Raw genomic sequence first — 22,067 nt, forward strand, 5'->3', positions numbered from 1 at the left:
TATTAACCAACTAACGTACGTTTTAATCCCGCAAGCTTACTAGCTACAGTGTTATCAAAAATGTAGTTGCCGATTTGAACGCGAACTCCACCTAAAAGTGATGGATCGATTTCGTTTGTTATGTTTAATTTTTGTTTTCCAACACGAACTGCAAATGCAGATGAGATTTCGTTTAATTCTGCATCTGTAAGTGCACGAGTTGAGAATACTTTTGCATCAGCTGCACCTTCTGCAGCCGCAGCTAATACTGAAAATTCTTCAGCTAAATTTGTTAGTTCATTAACTCTTTTCTTATCAATTAAAAGTTCAAGAGTATTAACTACAATTTTATTAGCATTTGAGAAAATTTCAGATACGATTTGCTTCTTACGTTCAATAGAGAACTTTGGATTAGATAGTAATGAAAGTAACTCTGGGTTAGCTATAATTACTTTTACTAATTCCTTTAAGTCACTACTTACTTCAGCAAGAGCCTTTTTTTCTTGAGCTAGTTGAAAAAGAGCTTCTGCATAACGTTTTGCTACTTGCGATCTACTCATTTCGCTTCGCCCGCCTTCGCAATCGTTTCTTTAATTAATGCGCTATTGTCCTCTTCTGAAATTTCTTTACCAAGAACTTTAGATGCCGCAAGAACTGATAGTGAAACGACTTCTTCACGAACAGCAAGAATTGCTTTTTCTTTTTCTGTTTCGATTTCACGAACAGCAGATTCTTTCAAGCGGTTTGCTTCCGCACGAGCTGCTGAGATAATTTCTTCACGTTGAATATCGCCTTGTTTTTTCGCACTTTCAACAATTGTTTGAGCTTCTGTGCGAGCTTCTTTTAATAATGCTTTTTGTTCTTCTAATGTTTTCGCTGCTTCTTTGCGAGCGTTTTCAGCTGCATCGATTTCACTAGCTACTAATTCTTCACGTTGTCTCATGATGCCCATTAATGGACCCCAAGCGAATTTTTTAAGAAGTATCATTAATACTAAGAAAATAATCAGTGTAGCTAATACGTCACCGCCGTTAAAGCTGACTTCCGCATTCAGTACAAAATTATCTAAAAACACGATTGTTTCACTCCCTTCAAGAGCTTGAATTCACTTTACGCCAATAGTAACTTTTAAGGGTATATAGGACTATCTAGAATCATAGAATAACCTTATTAACCAAACTGCATGATGGCGCTAATTCTATTTAAAAAAATCACATTTCATTCATTTTCATATGAATAGACAGTTGCCTATTCTCAATAAAATGAATGGCGAAGTTTCTTTATGGAAATACTCTTCGCCATTCTTAGTAAGTAAAGAACAACAATTATTGGTTCATTACGATAAATGCTACTACTACCCCGATGATCGGTAATGCTTCTACTAACGCAACCCCGATGAACATTGTAGTTGTAAGAGTACCTTTTGCTTCTGGTTGACGAGCGATACCTTCTACTGTACGTGATACGATCATACCGTTACCAATACCTGCACCTAGTGCTGCTAAACCGATAGCAATTGCTGCTGCTAATAAACCTATTGAACCTGTCATTTGTAAATTTCCTCCTTGGAATTGTGTTTGTGTTTAATTTTTTAAGCATCTTAATGTGATACACTAAAAGCTTTTATTATTAATGGTCTGTACTCACTTTGTGTGAAATATAAACCATTGTTAACATAGTGAAGATGAACGCCTGGATAAATCCAATGAAAATCGAGAATCCAAGCCATGCCATCGTTGGAATGATAGCACCGAAGAAACCTAAAATACTTGAACCAGCTAGTCCAGCTAGTAAACCAAGTAAGATCTCACCGGCATAAATGTTACCGTAAAGACGTAGACCTAATGTTAATGTGTTTGCAAATTCTTCAATAATTTTAAGTGGGAACATAAAAGACATTGGTTGAACAAATGTTTTTAAATAATGACCTGTTCCACGCATACGAATACTGTAATACGTTGCAAGCACCATTACCATAGATGCTAATGTCATTGTAACAACTGGGTCAGCTGTTGGTGATTTCCACCAAAGATCGCCGTTAATGTATAAACCTCCGAGTGGTAAACCTATAAGGTTTGCAATTGCGATAAACATGATAAGTGTAATCCCTAAAATATGGAATCGCCCACCTGTTTTCCAATCCATGTTACTATTAATAATTCCTTTAACAAAATCCATTACCCACTCAAAGAAGTTCTGCATACCAGTTGGTTTCAATTTTAAATTACGAGTAGCTATAACTGCGATAATAAATACAATAGCAGCTGTAATTAATAACATTAAAACTGTTGATAAGTTAAATGTTAAAAAACCAAATAGTGTAATCTCTGGAGCTCCATGACTCATTACTGCATTTCACCTCACTTTCCATTGCTACTTTTTTTAACTAAAGATACGAAAGCTCCTACAAAGAGGAATACGTATGGAATCATTAGCCCAACAATTGTGCTAATCAAGTGAAAATATTGTGGCAACGTAAGAGCGACAGCTGCTGCTGCAACACCTGATCCAAAGCGTAATGCTGTTCCAAGAGAAGCAGTTTTCTTCCCCACTTCAAGGTTCCGATCAAACCTGTCCATACGTCGAGTAAGTATCCAAAAGTTATATGTACCAAAGAATGCACCTAAACCTAATCCCAGGAAAATGGATCCATACGGTGTAATTCCCCAACCTAATACACAGAGAGCTAGCAAAAAAAATAGCGCTTTCTTCTGCATAATAAAAATCTGATGCAAATCTAGCATTGGACTATATCTCCTGAACATTTTTTCGAGTAAACATGGTATCGGCTATCACATAATAAGTGATATCAAGTGAACGTTTACATTAGGATACAAATAGTGTAGGAATTAGAAAATATTTGCTCTTTTGTATCGAAATTTCTCGAATAAACAAACATCCTAATTCTCTTTGTAAACTTTGAACAATACACATAGCAATTTTACGCTAGATGACGTTGCAAATTGACATTAAAAAGTTTTTACTGTCAATCTAGTAGAAACTTGATATAACAAGTGTTCAGAGGCTGTATAACCTGTCAAAACCCTTATCATACTTACCCTTTGTAAGCATACAATAGTGAAAAAATGATGTCAATTGGTTAAAGTGAAAAACTTCACAACTTCAAAAAGATTGTCAATTTGTTGACAAAAACAATGATACGTTGACATTTTCATTCTTTGTCACTTTTGTCCATTGGATTGGTTAGTATTATTTACTTCTATTCAAAAAATTAATCAATGCTTCTACAATTCTACGGGATGCGAATCCATCACCATATGGATTCGAGGCTTTTGCCATATTTTCGTAAGCATTTGAATCTTCTATTAATTCTTTTGCCAAAGTATAAATCGTTTCTTCATCTGTTCCTGCAAGCTTTAATGTTCCAGCAGCAATTCCTTCTGGACGTTCTGTTGTATCTCGTAATACAAGTACAGGCTTTCCTAAAGACGGCGCTTCTTCTTGCACACCACCTGAGTCTGTTAGAATCATGTATGATCTTGCAGCAAAGTTATGGAAGTCTAAAACTTCTAAAGGTTCGATTAAATGAATTCTTTCGTCATTTCCTAGTATTTCATCTGCAACTTCACGGACAGCAGGGTTTAAATGAACAGGATAGACTACTTGTAAATCATCATGTTCCGATAGTAATCTTTTAATCGCACGGAACATATTGCGCATAGGTTCACCTAAATTTTCACGTCGGTGAGCAGTTAATAAAATCATACGATCATCACCTATTTTATCTAAAACCGGATGACTATATTGATCACGAACCGTTGTTTTCAAGGCGTCGATTGCTGTATTACCCGTTACAAAAATCGTTTCAGGATTTTTATTTTCAATTAAAAGATTTTCTTTTGATTGTTCTGTAGGTGAAAAATGAAGGTCGGCAAGAACTCCTGTTAACTGGCGATTCATTTCTTCAGGATATGGTGAATATTTATTGCCTGTGCGAAGTCCTGCCTCAACATGTCCAATCGCAATTTGGTTATAGAAAGCAGCTAAACTTCCTACAAATGTCGTAGATGTATCTCCATGTACAAGGACAATATCTGGTTTTGCTTCTTTCATTACTTCATCAAGGCCTTTTAACGCATTTGTTGTTACATCAATAAGCGTTTGACGATCCTTCATTATATTTAGATCGTAATCTGGAGTAATTTCAAACGTTTCTAGTACCTGGTCAAGCATTTGACGATGTTGCGCCGTAACAGCAACTATGGATTCGATTGTATCCGTATTCTTTTGAAGTTCTAATACAAGAGGAGCCATTTTAATAGCTTCTGGTCTTGTACCAAAAATGGTCATGACTTTCCACTTTTTACTCATGACACTTGCACCACCTTTTTATTTTCATAGAGAAACGCCCTTTTCAAAAAAGGACGCTTTACACTATGTTTTTTCAAACTTTTTCTAAACATCAGATATATCTTAACATAAAATACAAGTTACTTTTATTTCGTTCCAAATAAACGATCCCCAGCATCTCCTAATCCTGGAACAATATATCCATGGTCATTTAGTTTTTCGTCTAATGCTGCAATGTAAATATCTACATCAGGATGTGCCTCTTGCATTGCTTCTACCCCAACAGGAGCAGCAACTAAACACATGAACTTAATATTCTTCGCACCACGTTTTTTCAGTGCATTTATAGCTTCAACAGCAGATCCCCCAGTGGCAAGCATTGGGTCAACTACAATAAATTCACGTTCTTCCACATCAGCAGGTAATTTCACGTAATATTCAACCGGTTTTAAAGTTTGCGGATCTCGGTATAAACCAACGTGTCCTACTTTCGCAGCTGGAATTAGTTTTAAAACACCTTCTACCATTCCAAGACCTGCTCTTAATATAGGAACAATTGCTAATTTCTTTCCTGATAACACTTTTGTTTTCGCTTTTTGAATCGGTGTGTCAATTTCTATTTCTTCTAGCGGCATATCACGTGTAATTTCGAATGCCATTAATGTGCCGACTTCATCTACCAATTCTCTAAATTCTTTAGTTCCAGTATTTTTATCGCGAATATACGTTAACTTATGCTGGATTAATGGATGATCAAATACATAAACTTTGCCCATTTTGGGATCTCTCCTATCTGTTGTTAAATCTTACTTAGTATAACAAAAATGTATTCATCTCTAAAGTACAGAATCCGACACATTTTTTACAACATATTGAGTTTTATTTCATTTGCTATTTTTTTGCAAATTAGAAAAACACAACTCGACCCAAATAGGTCGAGTTGATGTCTTTTCTTATGCGGATTTCCGAAAAACTTATACTTTCCTATCCGCTAAAAAAGATGTGACCAATTCTAATATGCCACACCTTTTTATAATCATTCGAATTTGCGATTAAATTCCTCAACTGGTATCGGTTTATCAAACAAATACCCTTGACCTGTGTTACATCCAAGTTCTTTTAAAATTCTTGCCTGTTCTTCTGTTTCCACACCTTCAGCAACTGTTTCAATATTTAACGCATCGGCAATCTGTAAAATTGCTTTGACAATCGCATAAGTTCCTGAATCATGAAGTTTCATTGTAAAATTACGATCTATTTTCAGTTCAGAAATAGGTAGCTCTTGCAAATAATTTAGAGACGAATAACCCATTCCAAAGTCATCAACACTAGAACTAAATCCCTTAGCATTTAGTTCATTGATAATTTGTCTAGCTTTCGGCAAATCAACAAGACTCATGTTTTCTGTAATTTCTATAATTATATTTGTTGGGTCTGCATCATATTTTTTTACTAAATCTGAAAGTTGATCTATAAATCTAGGATGATAGAAATGCTCTGGTGATATGTTAACTGCCACTGGTATAACTTTCTTTGAATCTTTTTTTCTATTTTGAAACCACTGTAATACTAATTCGATTACTTGTAAGTCAATATCTCTTACTAGTCCCGTTTTCTCGGCTACCGCCATAAAATCTTGGGGTGAAATAAATCCAAGAGTTGGAGAATTCCATCTTGCTAGAGCCTCTATACTACTAACTGTTCTATTCTTCAAATTAATTTTTGGTTGAAAATAGACTTGGATTTCCTTATTTTTAACTGCCTCTGTTAAATGACTACTAATTAATAAATTTTGTTTTAAGTTCCTATCCATCTCATTTTTATATTCCATAACTACGTTTCCAGCTTTACTTTTCGCCTTTCTAAATGCATTTTCAGCAAAACGGATTGAGTCATTATATGAAACTTTTTCATTAAATGGGGATGTCCCATTTTTTAAGGTTATATAGACTTGGTTGTTTTGAACGATAAATGGTGTTTCCACTAAAATTTCCATGATCGCTTCAAAATCCGGAATTTTTTCACCAACAATGCAATTAGTAAATGCGATGATTTTCGAACTAGAAAACCTTCCAATAAAATCTTCTTCTTTTCTGCGCATCATATTCATTTTTCTGCAAAGTTGTTTAAGTAATTCATCCCCCGCATCTCGACCATATAACTCTACAATTTCCGAGAACTCTGTTGGCTCAATTATATGAATAAAACCAAATATTTGTCGTTGTTCTAATTCTCTTAATTTCTCGGTAAAGCCTAATCGATTAGGGATTCCTGTTGGCACATCATTATATGCAAGGTAAGAAATTTCCCTTAACTTTTGATCATATATATAGGCTAATGAAATTAAATCATTGATTTTATGTATAAATTCTTTGTATACAAAATCTTCTTGAGAAATGTTTCCGCTAAAGTGCATAAAAATAACGCCTATTCGATCATTTGCATGATTTTTTATAGGTACTATTAAGCTCTTTAATAATTGTTTTCCTTCAACTATCTTTTTATGGTAAGCGTGTACTCTAATGTCTTTTGTGTCTTTAATCTCATAGGACTCCGACTGTAATATGTATTGTTTGTAATATTCAATTTCGGCCTTTCTTTCGATAATTATTGGTTCACTCAGCTCATTATTGTGTGACATAACCATTTGTAAACTATTAATATCATTATCATTTTTTATAATTATGGTAGATACTGTATTAAAATGGAACGCTTCATTTAAACCATTACATATCATTTGTAACTTTTTAAATAATGAACTTTCCTTTTCGATGGCTGTATAAATTTGTTCTTCTATAAAATGCAATGTATGGTCAAGGTGAAATTTTGAAAATTCTTCAAAAAGTAATAAGACTAAAATATTATTATCATTCTCAACGTGAAAGGGAATAGATGTAACATCAACTAAAGAAGGTAATCCTCTTTTATGATTTAATAATATATCCACCTTTATAAGTTTACCGCTATGTATCATTTCTTCAAAAGTTTTTAATTTTTTATTATTCTCATAAGAAAATAGTAAATTATATGTTTGATTTAACAATTCATTTTTTTCAAAGCCTGTCATATGGCAAAACGAGTCATTGACAAATAGTATTGAGAATTTGTCATTATTAACCTCTAAAAGTACATAACTTTTTTTGGACTGATCTCCTAGTAACTTAATTGATTGAAAGAGGGCCATTCTGTTTTTATCAATTAGTTGTAGCACACATTTCCCTCCCTAAAATAAACATATTCATGAATATTTTACCTTCTTTAGTTCATATAAGTAAATACGTATTATGTAATAGAGCAAATGATACTTTTATATCTAGTAAAATAATAAAAGGGTGTTCTCATAACGTTATTTATAATAACAATTTGAGTCACCCTTTTATTAATCTAGCAGAATGTTCAATTAAGTTTTTAATAGATTTAAAAATATCTAGCTAAATAAATAGCTGTATATTTATTGATTAAGCATATAATGGGTATTTATCAGTTAGTGCTTTAACACGTTCTGCGGCTTCTTGTTTTGTTGCTTCATCTTCAGGATTTTTAAGAAGTTTTGCAATAATTAATCCAACTTCTTTTAATTCTTCTTCTTTGAAACCACGGCTCGTAACAGCAGCTGTACCTAAACGGATACCAGAAGTTACAAATGGTTTTTCCTCATCATAAGGAATTGTGTTTTTGTTACATGTAATTCCAACTTCGTCCAGAACATGTTCTGCCACTTTTCCTGTTAAGCCAACTGATTTAACGTTTACTAGTAATAAGTGATTATCTGTTCCGTCTGAAACAATTTTTAAACCTTCAGCAATTAACGTTTCAGCTAAAGCTTTTGCATTTTTCTTCAATTGAATTGTATATTCTTTGAATTCAGGTTGTAATGCTTCGCCAAATGCTACAGCTTTTGCAGCGATTACGTGCATTAATGGACCACCTTGAATTCCAGGGAATACAGACTTATCAATTTTCTTCGCTAATTCTTCGTCATTAGTTAAAATTAATCCACCACGTGGTCCACGTAATGTTTTATGTGTTGTTGATGTAGTAAAATGTGCGTAAGGTACTGGAGATGGATGTTCACCAGTTGCTACAAGTCCAGCAATGTGAGCCATATCAACCATAAAGTAAGCACCAATTTCATCAGCAATTTCGCGGAATTTTGCAAAGTCAATTTCACGTGGGTAAGCTGATGCACCTGCAACGATTAACTTTGGTTTATGTTCTAATGCTTTCGCACGAACATCCTCGTAATCTATTACATTCGTATCTTTAGTTACACCATACTCTACAAAATTATATAGAACACCTGAGAAGTTTACAGGTGAACCGTGTGTTAAGTGACCACCATGAGAAAGATTCATCCCTAGAACTGTATCCCCTGGTTGTAAAAGTGTGTGGTATACAGCCATATTTGCTTGTGCACCTGAGTGAGCTTGCACGTTTGCAAATTTTGCACCAAATAATTCTTTTACACGATCACGAGCGATATTTTCTACAACGTCAACGTGTTCACAACCACCATAGTAGCGTCTACCTGGATAACCTTCAGCGTATTTGTTTGTTAGAACTGATCCTTGTGCTTCCATTACTGCTTCTGAAACAAAGTTTTCAGATGCGATCAATTCGATGTTTGCTTGTTGGCGTTTTTTCTCTGCTAAAATTCCTTCAAGTACAGCTTTGTCTTGCACCGCTAATTTTTCATAAGCCATTTTCACAATTTCCCCCTTTTTTGTATGTGCCTGGCACTCAAACAATTCGGAATTTTCCAAATCGCTTGAGTGCCAGGCAGCTATTCATAAATAGCTCTTGGCCCACCAATAAGTTTCGGGCGAGTTTTCGCAACCGTTACAATTGCTTCACCAATCTGTTTCACCGAAGTTCTTAGTGGAATAGCAACCTCTTTTAAATGCATACCAATCAGTGTTTGTCCAATATCAATACCTGCATGAGCACGAATATGTTCAACCACGACAGGTTGATGCAATTGTGTATATGCATAGGCAGACATTGAACCACCAGCCTTTTTAACTGGAACCACTGTTACTGGTTCATAGCCATATTTCTCTGCAGCTTCATATTCTAATGTTAATGCTCGATTTATGTGCTCGCACCCTTGAAATGCTAAGTAGATGTTATGTTTTTTTGCAAATTGTTGAAGTTCTTTATATAGAATTTCTGCAACTTCCATTGCACCTGCAGTCCCAATTTTTGAACCTAGCACTTCAGAAGTAGAACAACCAACGATAAAAAGCTGTTTTGGTTTAAGCTCCACTTGTTGTTCTAGTTCAGTTAATAGAAGTGCTATTTCATTTTGAATTACATCTAACGTTGCCAATTTAACACTTCCTCCTTATGTGGTGCCAGGCACTCGAAGAATTCGCAATATCTGTAATTGTTTAAGTGCCTAGCAATATAATTAATCTTCTAGTTTTGAAATTTTCTCTACTCGGCGTGTATGACGTCCACCTTCAAAGTCTGTGTTTAGCCAAGTGGAAACAATTTCACGGGCTAATCCAGGGCCGATTACTCGTTCACCCATTGCTAGAATGTTGGAATCATTATGATTTCTCGTTGCTTTCGCACTAAAAACATCATGAACTAAAGCACAACGAATTCCTTTTACTTTGTTTGCAGCTATGGACATTCCAATTCCTGTACCACAAATTAAAATTCCACGTTCAAATTCTCCACTTGCAACTCCTTCTGCAACTGGTTTAGCAAAATCTGGATAGTCAACAGAATCTGTCGTTTGCGGACCGAAGTCTTCATATTGTATTTGAAGCTCGTCTAAAAGCTCCATAATTTCTCTTCTTAAATTATTTCCACCATGATCCGATGAAATGGCTATTTTCACAAAGATTACCTCTTTTCATTCTATTTCTTCCTATAAGACTAATTCTTACATAAATAGAACTGTCTAAACATGAATTATTATATTCTAACGATGAAATAGATAAAAATTTTATACTATTATCAACAACAGTGTACCACTTTTTAAATAAGATTAACATGAAATTCCGTTCTTTTTCTGAAAATATTTGAACAAAATCCGAATGTTATTTAACAACCTATATTAATCGTTCACTTTTTAGGCGAATAATACTGCCTAACTGTACTGTTAATTCGGTTTTTACCCTTTTCAATCCTTTTTATATACATTGTTGAATTTAGGATTTGATTTAGAATCGCCTTCGAAAGCAGTACTTACTTTTATCTTAATTATAACATGTGATTTTTGTGAAATTGGATAAATTGAGATTTCACAAGGTTATCCGTATGCATTTACTGCCTGAATACTCAATATTATTTGAGTCCCTGGCACCAAATAAAAAAGCACCCAAGCTTAAAGTCGGGTGCCATGCATTTCTTTAGTTATTTCGGTCAAATTGTTGAATTACTTTGTAAAGTTGTTCTGATTGTAGTTTTAAATCACGTGATAGTGTTTCTATTTGTTCAATTGCATAAGCTTGTTCTTCTGTGGAACTGCGCACTTCTTGTGCACCTGCTGATGTTTCTTCTGCTATTGCTGCAACTTCTTGAGATTGATGGGCAGTTGTTTGAATATTTTCCATTTGCTTTTCGATTAGTCCTGAGATATCAACAACTGCATCCGCCATACCGTGAACATTTGTTGCCATACTTTCTACTAATCTCGTAGTCTCAGATACTTTAGCAGATTCTTTTACAGCAAACGAAACTTGCTCATTCATTTGTCTTACTACAATATTAACATTCTCTTGCATTGTCTTAATTAATGAAGTGATTCCCTGCACAGCTTTTGCACTTTCATCTGCCAAGCTACGAACTTCTTCTGCAACTACAGCAAAACCTTTACCATGTTCACCAGCACGAGCTGCTTCGATTGACGCATTTAAAGCTAAAAGGTTTGTTTGGGCTGCAATATCACCTACTAAACCAATAATTCTCTCAATCTGCTCTGCATTTTTCTCTAATTGATGTATATTTTTCAATGCTTCTTCATTGCCTGTTACGATTTGACGAATACTATTGACTAAACCTTGAATCGATCCTATTGTTGTCTCTAACTCTTGAATAATTTGTTTAGATTGTGTCGCAGAGTTTAATGCTCGGGAATTTACCTCACTAGCTAATTCCCGCACATCCTCAATTGCTTCTACTGTTTCTTGCACTGCGTCAGCTGACTGTTCAGCACCCAGTGAAATTTGACTAACTGTTGTTGCAATACCCTCTGCTTGTCTAGATGCTGCTTCAGTTTGTTCAGATAGATCAATAATTGTTGCATTTGTCTTTTGGAAATTTGTATCAATACTTTCTACCATTTGACGCAAGTTTACTAGCATTAATTGAAATGCCTCGGCTACAGATTGAATCTCATCGCGTGTTTTAGGCATCTCAACATCTTGTCCAATTTTACCTTCAGCAACACTTTTGGCAGTAGCTTCTAATCGTTGTAATGGTTTCGTTATTACCACAGCTAAAATTGCAGCTAAGATACCAGACCATGCAATTCCCAATACATATGTAAGAATTTCAAATATTATCTTATTGGATAGAAAATCAAATTGAGCAAAAATATATGGATGTAAATAATGTATAAATACAAAACTAGTTGAGTACGTTATTAGAGCTAATAGTGTTACAAATAAAACAAGTTTTTTCCTTAAACTAAATGTTTTATTACTATTGTGATTCATTCGTTTAGCCTCCAGTGATTTTCGTTTCTAGTTCATCGATTAACTTCTTTAATTCTTGATAGGTTTGTGTGTACGTGTAAATATCTCCACCGAAAGGATCTGATACATCTTTTGAACTGTATGGAGTAACGTATTCTTTCAATGTAAATGTTTTTCCTACTGCAATTGGAAAACTACGTAGAATCATCTCTTTATGAGCTAATGTCATTGTTAAAATTAGGTCCGCCCATTCAATATCTTCAGGATTAACTTGACTAGTTTTATGATTAGTAAAGATACCTTCGTTAGCCAAAACTGCTCCTGAATTTTCTGAGATTTCCCCTCCCTCTAATGCGTATATTCCCGCAGATTTCACTTCGATTCCCTCAATATTTTTATGTTTTAAAATTGCTTCTGCCATCGGGCTTCGACAAGTATTTCCAGTGCAAACAAAATAAATGTTCATGCTGCTATCTCACTCTTTCTCTCTTGTATATTTTGTTTATTGATAGTTAAGTAAGGCATAAATACTAAAAGCCATTAATGATATCCCCGCGACCCACTTTAAGGATTTCCCTTTATATTTACGATGACCTTTTCTTGCTAGGGTTAAAGATATATAAGATAAGAAGAATGTCCAAATCCCTGCACTTACAATAAATAAATATTTTTGTAAATTAAGCATACCAAAAGAAATGCTTACTGAAAAGGTATCTAAACTAGCAGAAATAGCCAAAATTGAGACAGGAATTGGATTTATTTGTCTATTTTGTGTAGAAAGAATTAAGTGTAATCCAATAAAAAACAATAGAATGCTCGAAATAATATTCGACCATTGCGTTAAAAATGCAACCATCATATTCCCTATTGTAAAACCAATAATCGGGAATATCATATGTAATAGGGCTGTCCAAAGTGCTAATAAAAATCGTTGCTTTACAGATGGAAGCAATAAGTATAGTGCTACCACATCAAGTGCTACTATGAGGCCAATTAGTATCTCCTGCAAACTCGTCCTCTTTCCTTTGGTTTTATTATTACCATATTATGCGAAAAGGACATGCAATATCAGTAATTGAACTTAGAAAAACACAACTCGACCCGAATATTAATGAACAGAGCCTAAGTGCGCCACGTCGTGTGGCAACGGCTCTGTGACCAACGTCGTGTTGGCCTGAGTTGATGTCTTTTCTTATGCGGATTTCTGATAAACCTATACTTTCCTATCCGCCAAAGAAAAACCCCACCAGATTAATTATGGTGGAGTTAAAAATTTTTAACACATTATTCATGAATTTGAAACCATTTTTGTCCAGCGGCTTTTTCTAGACGATTCATAATGGCTGCTCCAACACCATCAGTTGATGTTGCAGTTGCTAATATTATTGTAGCGTTCGTTTTATCACAAGCACGTAAATCATCATAAAGCTTCGCACCAATTTCTTCCATAATCAAATTACTTCCAAGAGAAAAGAAAAAGTTAGCTTTTAAATCTTCAAACTTACTTGGCGCTATTAAAGCAACAATCTCACCATCTAGTTGTAATTGTCTAATTGCTTTTTTCACAGTTTCTCTATCTTGTTGAATTAAAAATACAGGTGCATTTGGTGCATAATGAGTATATTTCATCCCCGGTGCTTTAGGTGTTTCTTTCTGATTTAGTTCGGACAATGATGGTTGGAGTACTTCGCCAATTACATTTTCTAGCATTTCTCTTGTTACACCCCCTGGTCTTAATATCGCGGGTGGTGTAACCGTTACATCCAATACAGTTGATTCTAAACCAATTCCTGTTGTTCCTCCATCAAGTATTAATGGAATTCTTCCTTGTAAATCTTCTTCTACATGGTTTGCTTTAGTAGGACTTGGCTTTCCACTTTTGTTTGCACTTGGCGCTGCAACAGGTTTTTTTAATTCTTTTAAGAGATTTAATGCTACTGGATGATCGGGCATTCGTAAACCAACCGTTGAAAGTCCTGCAGTAACACTTGGTGCTAAAATACCCTTTTTTGCTTTCATGACAATTGTTAATGGACCTGGCCAAAATTTTTCCATGCATAGTTTTGCAGTTTCTGGAACTTCTTCAATATAATATGATACTTCTTCAATCGAACCAATATGTACGATGAGTGGATTATCTGAAGGACGGCCTTTTGCAGCAAAAATTTTTTTTACAGCCTCATCATCTGTTGCGACTGCCCCCAACCCATAAACAGTTTCGGTTGGAAATGCGACAACTTCTCCTTCATTTAACAAATCCACAGCTTGTGAATAAATTTCTGAATTATCCACCGAATTGCGCACAGAAATACAAGACGTTTTCATACTGACACTTCCTTATTTCAATCGAGTTCACTCATACTTATTCACAACTTGTGGATAGATTATTCTGAAATGTGAATAAGTTTTTAATTCTTTGAATTTTCCAACTATTTAGATTTAGAATCCAAACAAACTTAAGATCCATTCCCAAATAACAAATACAACTTCTTTTTCTTCTTTTTCTTCTACAGTTTTATTGTCATTTTGTGCACTACTTGGCCCTTCGCAAACATCTGGAAATATACTGCACCAGAAATTATCCCCACGTCCGCTTCCGATTGTCACAACTAATGAATTATACAAGCTTTGTGGATAGAAATAATTCACATCTACTTTTGCAGGGATGACATGCTTGCCTAATGTGATTTTCACATCATGCTGTGCGTAGTTTTGTTCAATCGCTGTAGACAATTTGGATAACGCTTCTTCATTACTAAGAGATAGCAATTCATTTTGTTTTATTTCATGAAAAAGTGGAGATAAGTCTTCAACCATTGTTTCTTTTAACTTTTGATCTGCAACTGTATTACTGTTCGCAACTACACGAATTTTCAAAGAATCATCTACAAAGCTTCCACGAGTTTCATAGATTTGTTCCATTACTTGTGGAGCCATTAAAATCACACAATATACTGCAATAGCACTAGCTATTAATCTTAAAACACTAATGATTGGATGGTACTTTATAGGATTTTCTTCTCTTGTAATCTCGTAATCATTTAACATAGTTTCATTCCTCCCTGACACCATGATTGTCAGAAAGGAATGTTTTTATTCATTTATTTCACAAAAAATCATTCTATTTTTTTTGTTAATATCTTTTACAATGTCAATTTTCGCTTGGGGGAAACTATTTTTAAAGAAACTCGCAACCGCTTCTCCCTGTGTATAACCTATTTCCACCCCAATTATTGCAGGTTTGTTTACTAGTTTTGGAAGGTTTTCTGCTAGTTTACGATAGAGAATCAGTCCGTTTTCTTCAGCAAAAAGAGCTGTATGCGGTTCGTGGTCCAAAACAACATCAGACATGTCAGTTGCTTCATCAAAAGCTATATACGGTGGGTTGGATAATATAACATCCCACTTTTCATTTTGAATTGGTTCCGTTAAGTCACCTTGCCTAAAATTAATGTCAGCATTTAATATCTTTGCATTTTGCCTAGCAGTTTGTAGGGCATCTGCCGAAATATCTGTTGCAGTAACACTTGCAGAAGGATGTTCAAGTTTCATAGTAATCGCTATTGCCCCACTACCAGTTCCGATATCAGCTAAGTTAATGCTCTTAGTAGTTCCAAACATACGGTAAATTCGTTCTAACATTCCATGTACTAATTCTTCTGTTTCAGGACGAGGAATTAGTACAGTCTCGTCAACAAGGAACTTCCTTCCATAAAACTCCTCAACCCCAGTAATATATTGTACTGGGCGACCTTTTGCATGCTCATAAACATATTGTTCAAATTGCAGACCATGGTTTTGTGATATTTCATCGTGCATTCGCATCATTAATCCAGAATAGTTTGTTTCGAGAACGTGTTGCATTAATAGTCTTGCTGCATTCTCATCACGACCCTTTTCTACTAAAAAAGAAGAAGCCCAATTAAGGGCCTCGAAAATCGTTCTATGCTTAATCATTTAGGTGAGCTAGTTTTGCAGATTGGTCTTCTAATATTAATGCATCAAAGACTTCATCAAGCTTACCTTCCATAATTTGGTCTAACTTTTGGATTGTTAAGCCAATGCGATGGTCTGTAACACGGTTTTGTGGGTAATTATATGTGCGAATACGTTCAGAGCGATCACCTGTACCAACAGCAGATTTACGCGTTGCGTCGATTTCTTTCTGTGCTTCTTGCATATACATATCAGCAACACGAGCACGTAAGATTTTCATCGCTTTTTCACGGTTTTTAATTTGCGAACGTTCATCTTGCATGGAAACAACAACACCTGTTGGAAGATGGGTCATACGTACCGCGGACATTGTTGTATTTACAGATTGACCACCTGCACCTGATGATGCAAATGTATCGACACGAATATCTTTTTCATGAATATCTACATCTACTTCTTCTACTTCTGGTAAACAAGCAACAGTTGCTGTAGAAGTATGAATTCGACCTTGAGATTCTGTAGCTGGAACTCGTTGTACACGGTGTGCACCATTTTCATATTTGAATCGAGAGTATGCTCCTTGACCATTAATCATAAAGATTACTTCTTTATAACCACCTGCTGGGTTTGGTGATGCTTCCATAATGTCAATTTTCCACCCTTGTGCTTCTGCGTACCGAGTGTACATACGGAATAAGTCACCTGCGAAAATATTCGCCTCATCCCCGCCTGCTGCTCCACGTATTTCCATAATAACGTTTTTATCATCGTTAGGATCTTTTGGAATTAAAAGGATTTTTAAACGTTCTTCTAATTCTGGAATTCGATCGTTCAACTCATTAAATTCTTCTTTTACAAGTTCATGCATTTCTGGATCTTTTTCGATATCAAGCATTTCCCTTGCATCAGCTAATTGTTGTTTTACTTGTTTATATTCACGATAAACCTCAACCATATCTTGAATATCTGATTGTTCTTTTGAATATTCACGAAGTTTTTTACTATCGCTAACGATGTCTGGATCGCTTAATAATTCGTTCAGTCGTTCATAACGATCTTCAACCGCCTGCAGTCGATCAAACATGTACTTCACCTCTATTGTTCTCTCTAGTTTTGTTTATTTTATAATCGGCATAATACCGTGTATCTATTGAAAAACCACTACATTAGTATATAGAAAAATGTGCTATACCGCTAGTGTTATGGTAAAAATGTGTATTATGGAATGGCACTTTTCGGGGCCTTTTTTTAAAAATCTGCACTTAGTTTACAGTGGCGGGTTCCCATGACATCTTCTACAAACAGGATAATATGTATCATTGCCACCGATTTGAATTTGTTCACCTGTATAAACAGGTTTGTTATTTTCATCTACTCTTAAATTCATAGTTGCTTTTTTATGACAGAACCAACAAATTGTTTTCATTTCTTCAATTTTATCTGCATAAATAAGCATGTAACGGCTACCTTCAAAAAGTTCATTTTGGAAATCGTTTTTTAATCCAAAGCCCATTACGGGGATATTTAGTTCATCAACGATATTTGTTAATTGTAAAACTTGTTCTTTCTTTAAAAATTGAACTTCGTCGATGAGAACACAATAGAGTTGTTCATTTTGTTCGTGATGATGCTTTACATACTCAAAGATGTTTGTATGGTCAAAAACTGGAATTACCTTACGTCTAAGTCCAATTCGACTTGAAACATAACCAACCTCATCACGATCATCAATACCAGAAGTGAAGAGTAATACTGGTTTATTCTGTTCTTCATAATTATGTGCAACTTTAAGAATTTCAATTGATTTTCCACTATTCATTGCACCATGTTTGAAAAATAATTGTGCCATTAAAACTACCTCTTTCCCTATCATGAACTTTCTCTATCTATTTTATCCTGTAATAATTTTGTCTTTTGTTAACCATTTTCGGAATGGAAAATTATATTAACATTATGTGTTATATGACTCAAATTCGATCGAGTCAGTTTAGTTTATAAAATTTTAAGTGTTTTAAGCTAAAAAATGCCTGCCATTAGTATGGCAGGCACTTTAAACTTCATCTTATTTAATACCGTATTTTTTGTTGAAACGATCAACACGTCCGTCAGCAGACGCGAATTTTTGACGGCCAGTATAGAATGGGTGACATTCATTGCAAAACTCAATTGCAATTTTTTCTTTTACTGAACCAGTTTCAAAAGTGTTACCGCAAGAGCAAGTTACTGTTGCAGTTTTGTAATCTGGATGAATTCCTTGTTTCATATTCGTTTTCTCCTCTCGCCCTGAACCATCCGGAACAGAGTTTATTATTCCAACTGTGCCTTACATAACCCGAATATGCCAGTTACATATGCACACGTTACATACTTGAAAGATTATAGCAAGAATTATTTATTAATGCAAGATTAAATCCAATTGTAGATTTAACCAATTTCAATAGTTCTTAGATTAGACCTTTTCCTTTAGTAGCTTTTTTCATTTCTTCATTTAGCTTTTCAAAAAATTCTTCATTTGTTTTTGAAACGCGAAGCTTCCTTAAGAAACGCTCAGTAAAGTCAGGTGCATCAGTAAATGTTTTACGAATTGCCCATAACTTTTCTAACTGTTCACTTGGGATTAATAACTCTTCTTTTCGCGTTCCAGAGCGACGAATATCTAACGCTGGGAATACTCGACGTTCTGATAAATGGCGGTCTAAATGCAGTTCAAGGTTACCTGTACCTTTAAATTCTTCGTAAATAACCTCATCCATTCGCGAGCCAGTGTCGACTAATGCAGTTGCTAATATTGTTAAACTTCCACCGTCTTCAATATTTCTTGCGGAACCGAAGAAACGTTTTGGTCTATGGAATGCAGCAGGGTCAATACCACCCGAAAGCGTTCTTCCACTTGGTGGAATAACAAGGTTATATGCACGTGCAAGACGTGTAATAGAATCCATTAAAATAATAACATCTCTTTTATGCTCAACTAAGCGGCGTGCACGTTCTAAAACTAGCTCAGCTACTTTAACATGGTTTTCAGGTAATTCATCAAACGTTGAACTTACTACATCTGCATTTACAGAACGTTCAATATCTGTAACTTCCTCAGGTCGTTCATCGATTAATAGAACAATTAGTTCAGCTTCCGGGTAATTTGTTGTAATTGCATTTGCAATCTCTTTTAATAATGACGTTTTCCCTGCTTTTGGTGGTGCTACGATTAATCCACGTTGTCCAAATCCTACAGGAGCAATTAAATCCATTATACGAGTAGATAATTTGGTTGGTACTGTTTCAAGTTTAATATGACGGTCAGGATAAAGTGGAGTTAATGCAGGAAAATGCACTCGTTCTTTAGCTATTTCTGGATCCTCACCATTGACAGCATCCACTTGTAATAAACCAAAATAACGTTCATTTTCTTTTGGCGGTCTTACTTTTCCAGATACCTTGTCCCCATTTCGAAGATCGAAACGACGGATTTGTGAAGCAGAAATATAAATATCCTCTTTTGATGGAGAATAGTTAATCGGACGGAGGAAACCAAAACCTTCGCTTGATACAATTTCTAGAACACCTTCCATAAAGAAAAAGCCTTCTTGTTCCGAACGAGATTTTAAAATAGCAAATATTAATTCTTTTTTTGTTAATTTACTATAATATGAAATTTTATAATCGCGAGCTAAAGAATATAATTCTTTTAAGGTCATATTCTCTAGTTGAGCTATTGTTAGTGCTGACATTGCATGACTCCAGTCTTTTATTTTTTTGTTTTCTACACATTGGAATGTTCTAATTGTAGGGTTAAATGAAAGTTTTGTAGGAAGGATGTCTGATAACTATATATATTACCAGACATCATATTTTAGAAGTTATTTGTCATATCTAGGTTTCTTATCGATATTGTGACGACCTTCGATAAAACGAACTGTGCCCGTTTTTGCACGCATAACTAAGGAATTAGTTAAACAATATGCACCTTTATATTGAACACCTTTAAGTAATTCGCTATCAGTTACTGCAGTAGCAGCAAAAATAGCATCATCACCTTTTACTAAGTCTTCTAAGTAAAGAACTTTAGATACATCAATACCCATTTTTACGCAACGTTCAAGTTGTGCATCATCTTCTGGAACTAATTTCGCTTGGAAATCGCCACCTAAACATTTTAAGGCAACCGCTGAAATGACTCCTTCTGGGGCTCCACCCATACCAAACATAATATCAATTCCTGTTTCATCAAAGGCTGTATTAATCGCGGCACTTACGTCACCATCTTGAATGAATTTGATACGTGCACCAGCTGCTCGTATTTCATCAACAATTTTTTGGTGACGAGGGCGATCAAGAAGAACAGCTACTACGTCTGAAATGTTTTTATTTTTTGCTTTAGCTACTGCATGCAAATTCTCTGTAACTGAATTGTTAATATCTACTTTTCCAGCTGCTTCAGGTCCAACTGCTAACTTATCCATATACATATCAGGTGCATTTAATAAGTTTCCACTGTCAGCAATTGCAAGTACTGTCATCGCGCCATTTGTACCTTTTGCAACGATATTCGTCCCTTCAAGCGGATCTACTGCAATATCAACATGTGGGCCACCATTACGAAGACCTAATTCTTCACCGATGTAAAGCATCGGAGCTTCGTCCATTTCACCTTCACCAATTACAACTGTCCCGTGCATTGGTATAGTATCAAATAATGCACGCATCGCTGCGGTTGCTGCTTCGTCTGCTTCGTCTTTCAATCCACGTCCCATCCATTTTGCAGATGCAATTGCTGCTGCTTCAGTGACGCGGACAACTTCCATTGTTAAACTGCGTTCCATGCTATATTTCCTCCCGATTCGGTGACCCGAATGTTTATGTCACACTCTATTGTAACATAAAACATTTTTAGAGATTATACAATTTTATTCCTGTAATTCAAGGGAGCTAACCGCAATCGTTTCACGTCTAATGTTAGCACCTAAAGAATTTAACTTTTCGATTAAAGAGCTATATCCACGTTCGATATGATGAATGTCGTGAATTACTGTCTCTCCTTCTGCAAGCAATCCAGCTAAAACTAGTGCAGCACCAGCTCTTAAATCAGTTGCAGTAACAGACGAACCATGTAGTATTGCTGGTCCTTGAATAATGGCAGTATTACCTTCTACTCTCGCATTTGCATTCATACGACGTAATTCATCGATATGTTTAAATCTTGCTGAATAGATTGTATCTGTAACTTTTGATGTTCCGACTGCTTGAGTCATTAAAACGGAAAGTGGTTGTTGAATGTCTGTGGGGATTCCTGGATATACTAGTGTTTTTACATCAACGGCCTGCAAAGAATCTGCTTTTGGAATGAAGACACTTTCTTCACCTTCAATTACCTTTACACCCATTTCTCGAAGTTTTGCAATTACTGCTTCTAAATGTAAAGGAATAATATTATCAATCGTAATACCATCTCCAATTGCAGCAGCCATAATCATAAATGTAGCAGCTTCAATACGGTCAGGAATGATCGTATGTTTTGTCCCGTGAAGTTCATCTACTCCATCGATTCGAATGACACTCGTACCAGCACCTTTAATGTTCGCTCCCATATTTGTAAGGAGGGTTGCAACATCAATAATCTCTGGTTCCTTTGCTGCATTTTCAATAACTGTACGACCTTTTGCTCGAACTGCTGCGAGCATAATATTAATCGTAGCACCAACACTTGCCACGTCCAAATAAATTTTAGCACCTTTTAACTCTTCTGCACGCAAATAGATGGCACCGTGTTCATTCGTCACTTTTGCACCTAACGCCTCAAAGCCCTTAATATGTTGATCAATTGGGCGTGGTCCTAAGAAACATCCACCCGGTAATCCTACAACTGCTTTTTTGAAACGCCCAAGCATTGCTCCCATTAAGTAATAAGAAGCTCGCAGCTTCTTAACGTTACCGTTTGGTAAAGGAATTGCAAGCATATTAGTTGGATCAACAATCATTTGTCCATTTTCAAATGTTACCTCTCCACCTATTTCTTCCAATAATGCCTTCAACGTCCATGCATCAGCAATTTCAGGTATTCCCCCAATAGTAACTGAGGAATTTGCCAGAATTGATGCTGGAATTAACGCTACCGCACTATTTTTGGCACCGCTGACTTTGATTGTACCCTTTAGACGATTTTCGCCAATGATTTTATATACATCCATAACGCGT

23 protein-coding genes are annotated in these 22,067 nt (G+C 35.4%); all 23 read right to left on the reverse strand.

The annotated features are described in order from the left end of the window. Positions 1 to 2: 2 nt before the first annotated feature. On the reverse strand, positions 3 to 539 hold the full coding sequence (locus CD29_RS01975) for a F0F1 ATP synthase subunit delta (protein WP_036182297.1): 537 nt from the start codon (positions 537 to 539) through the stop codon (positions 3 to 5). Then, on the reverse strand, positions 536 to 1,054 hold the full coding sequence (gene atpF, locus CD29_RS01980; RefSeq protein WP_036182299.1) for a F0F1 ATP synthase subunit B: 519 nt from the start codon (positions 1,052 to 1,054) through the stop codon (positions 536 to 538). Before atpF ends, CD29_RS01975 begins: the two co-directional genes overlap by 4 nt. A 250-nt stretch (positions 1,055 to 1,304) precedes the next feature. Continuing rightward, positions 1,305 to 1,529, reverse strand: a complete 225-nt coding sequence (gene atpE, locus CD29_RS01985; RefSeq protein ID WP_036182301.1) for a F0F1 ATP synthase subunit C — start codon at positions 1,527 to 1,529, stop codon at positions 1,305 to 1,307. A gap of 79 nt (positions 1,530 to 1,608) precedes the next feature. Beyond that, positions 1,609 to 2,325, reverse strand: coding sequence for a F0F1 ATP synthase subunit A (gene atpB / locus CD29_RS01990; RefSeq protein ID WP_036182303.1), 717 nt, complete (start codon positions 2,323 to 2,325; stop codon positions 1,609 to 1,611). A 14-nt stretch (positions 2,326 to 2,339) separates the two neighbouring features. Next, the gene (locus CD29_RS01995; RefSeq protein WP_036182305.1) at positions 2,340 to 2,723 is read right to left on the reverse strand and encodes an ATP synthase subunit I; all 384 of its coding nucleotides are present in this window, start codon (positions 2,721 to 2,723) and stop codon (positions 2,340 to 2,342) included. Between the two features lie 466 nt (positions 2,724 to 3,189). Continuing rightward, entirely contained in the window at positions 3,190 to 4,311 is a 1,122-nt protein-coding gene (wecB, locus tag CD29_RS02000; protein ID WP_036182307.1) for a non-hydrolyzing UDP-N-acetylglucosamine 2-epimerase, read from the reverse strand. 125 nt (positions 4,312 to 4,436) lie between these two features. After that, on the reverse strand, positions 4,437 to 5,066 hold the full coding sequence (gene upp / locus CD29_RS02005) for a uracil phosphoribosyltransferase (RefSeq protein ID WP_036182309.1): 630 nt from the start codon (positions 5,064 to 5,066) through the stop codon (positions 4,437 to 4,439). 260 nt (positions 5,067 to 5,326) lie between these two features. Then, complete coding sequence (locus tag CD29_RS02010; RefSeq protein WP_052123953.1) at positions 5,327 to 7,501, reverse strand: bifunctional diguanylate cyclase/phosphodiesterase; 2,175 nt, start codon at positions 7,499 to 7,501, stop codon at positions 5,327 to 5,329. 247 nt (positions 7,502 to 7,748) lie between these two features. After that, positions 7,749 to 8,993: a serine hydroxymethyltransferase gene (gene glyA, locus CD29_RS02015; RefSeq protein ID WP_036182311.1), complete on the reverse strand. Its 1,245-nt coding sequence runs from the start codon at positions 8,991 to 8,993 to the stop codon at positions 7,749 to 7,751. 80 nt (positions 8,994 to 9,073) lie between these two features. Further along, positions 9,074 to 9,619 carry a TIGR01440 family protein gene (locus tag CD29_RS02020; protein WP_036182313.1) on the reverse strand — a complete coding sequence of 182 codons (546 nt, stop codon included), beginning with the start codon at positions 9,617 to 9,619 and terminating at the stop codon, positions 9,074 to 9,076. An 81-nt stretch (positions 9,620 to 9,700) separates the two neighbouring features. Continuing rightward, a complete protein-coding gene (rpiB, locus tag CD29_RS02025) occupies positions 9,701 to 10,138 on the reverse strand; it encodes a ribose 5-phosphate isomerase B (RefSeq protein WP_036182315.1) in 438 nt (145 codons plus the stop codon). A 514-nt stretch (positions 10,139 to 10,652) separates the two neighbouring features. Beyond that, on the reverse strand, positions 10,653 to 11,960 hold the full coding sequence (locus tag CD29_RS02030; protein WP_036182317.1) for a methyl-accepting chemotaxis protein: 1,308 nt from the start codon (positions 11,958 to 11,960) through the stop codon (positions 10,653 to 10,655). A gap of 4 nt (positions 11,961 to 11,964) precedes the next feature. Continuing rightward, entirely contained in the window at positions 11,965 to 12,405 is a 441-nt protein-coding gene (locus tag CD29_RS02035; RefSeq protein WP_036182319.1) for a low molecular weight protein arginine phosphatase, read from the reverse strand. Between the two features lie 36 nt (positions 12,406 to 12,441). Continuing rightward, the gene (locus CD29_RS02040) at positions 12,442 to 12,948 is read right to left on the reverse strand and encodes a manganese efflux pump MntP (RefSeq protein ID WP_036182321.1); all 507 of its coding nucleotides are present in this window, start codon (positions 12,946 to 12,948) and stop codon (positions 12,442 to 12,444) included. A gap of 275 nt (positions 12,949 to 13,223) precedes the next feature. Further along, a complete protein-coding gene (locus CD29_RS02045; RefSeq protein WP_036182323.1) occupies positions 13,224 to 14,264 on the reverse strand; it encodes an L-threonylcarbamoyladenylate synthase in 1,041 nt (346 codons plus the stop codon). Positions 14,265 to 14,378: 114 nt separating this feature from the next. Continuing rightward, complete coding sequence (locus CD29_RS02050) at positions 14,379 to 14,987, reverse strand: stage II sporulation protein R (RefSeq protein WP_052123954.1); 609 nt, start codon at positions 14,985 to 14,987, stop codon at positions 14,379 to 14,381. A gap of 45 nt (positions 14,988 to 15,032) precedes the next feature. After that, complete coding sequence (prmC, locus tag CD29_RS02055) at positions 15,033 to 15,896, reverse strand: peptide chain release factor N(5)-glutamine methyltransferase (RefSeq protein WP_036182325.1); 864 nt, start codon at positions 15,894 to 15,896, stop codon at positions 15,033 to 15,035. Further along, positions 15,889 to 16,959, reverse strand: a complete 1,071-nt coding sequence (gene prfA / locus CD29_RS02060; protein WP_036182327.1) for a peptide chain release factor 1 — start codon at positions 16,957 to 16,959, stop codon at positions 15,889 to 15,891. The genes prmC and prfA overlap by 8 nt, the downstream gene beginning before the upstream one ends. A gap of 183 nt (positions 16,960 to 17,142) precedes the next feature. Further along, entirely contained in the window at positions 17,143 to 17,724 is a 582-nt protein-coding gene (locus CD29_RS02065; RefSeq protein WP_036182329.1) for a thymidine kinase, read from the reverse strand. A gap of 213 nt (positions 17,725 to 17,937) precedes the next feature. Then, the gene (gene rpmE, locus CD29_RS02070) at positions 17,938 to 18,138 is read right to left on the reverse strand and encodes a 50S ribosomal protein L31 (RefSeq protein ID WP_036182332.1); all 201 of its coding nucleotides are present in this window, start codon (positions 18,136 to 18,138) and stop codon (positions 17,938 to 17,940) included. Positions 18,139 to 18,319: 181 nt separating this feature from the next. Then, positions 18,320 to 19,603: a transcription termination factor Rho gene (rho, locus tag CD29_RS02075; protein ID WP_036182334.1), complete on the reverse strand. Its 1,284-nt coding sequence runs from the start codon at positions 19,601 to 19,603 to the stop codon at positions 18,320 to 18,322. 129 nt (positions 19,604 to 19,732) lie between these two features. Further along, entirely contained in the window at positions 19,733 to 20,695 is a 963-nt protein-coding gene (gene glpX / locus CD29_RS02080; RefSeq protein ID WP_036182336.1) for a class II fructose-bisphosphatase, read from the reverse strand. Between the two features lie 84 nt (positions 20,696 to 20,779). Continuing rightward, on the reverse strand, positions 20,780 to 22,060 hold the full coding sequence (locus CD29_RS02085) for a UDP-N-acetylglucosamine 1-carboxyvinyltransferase (protein ID WP_036182338.1): 1,281 nt from the start codon (positions 22,058 to 22,060) through the stop codon (positions 20,780 to 20,782). Positions 22,061 to 22,067 lie beyond the last annotated feature (7 nt).

This window comes from Ureibacillus manganicus DSM 26584, assembly GCF_000772945.1.
Taxonomy (GTDB): Bacteria; Bacillota; Bacilli; order Bacillales_A; family Planococcaceae; genus Ureibacillus; species Ureibacillus manganicus.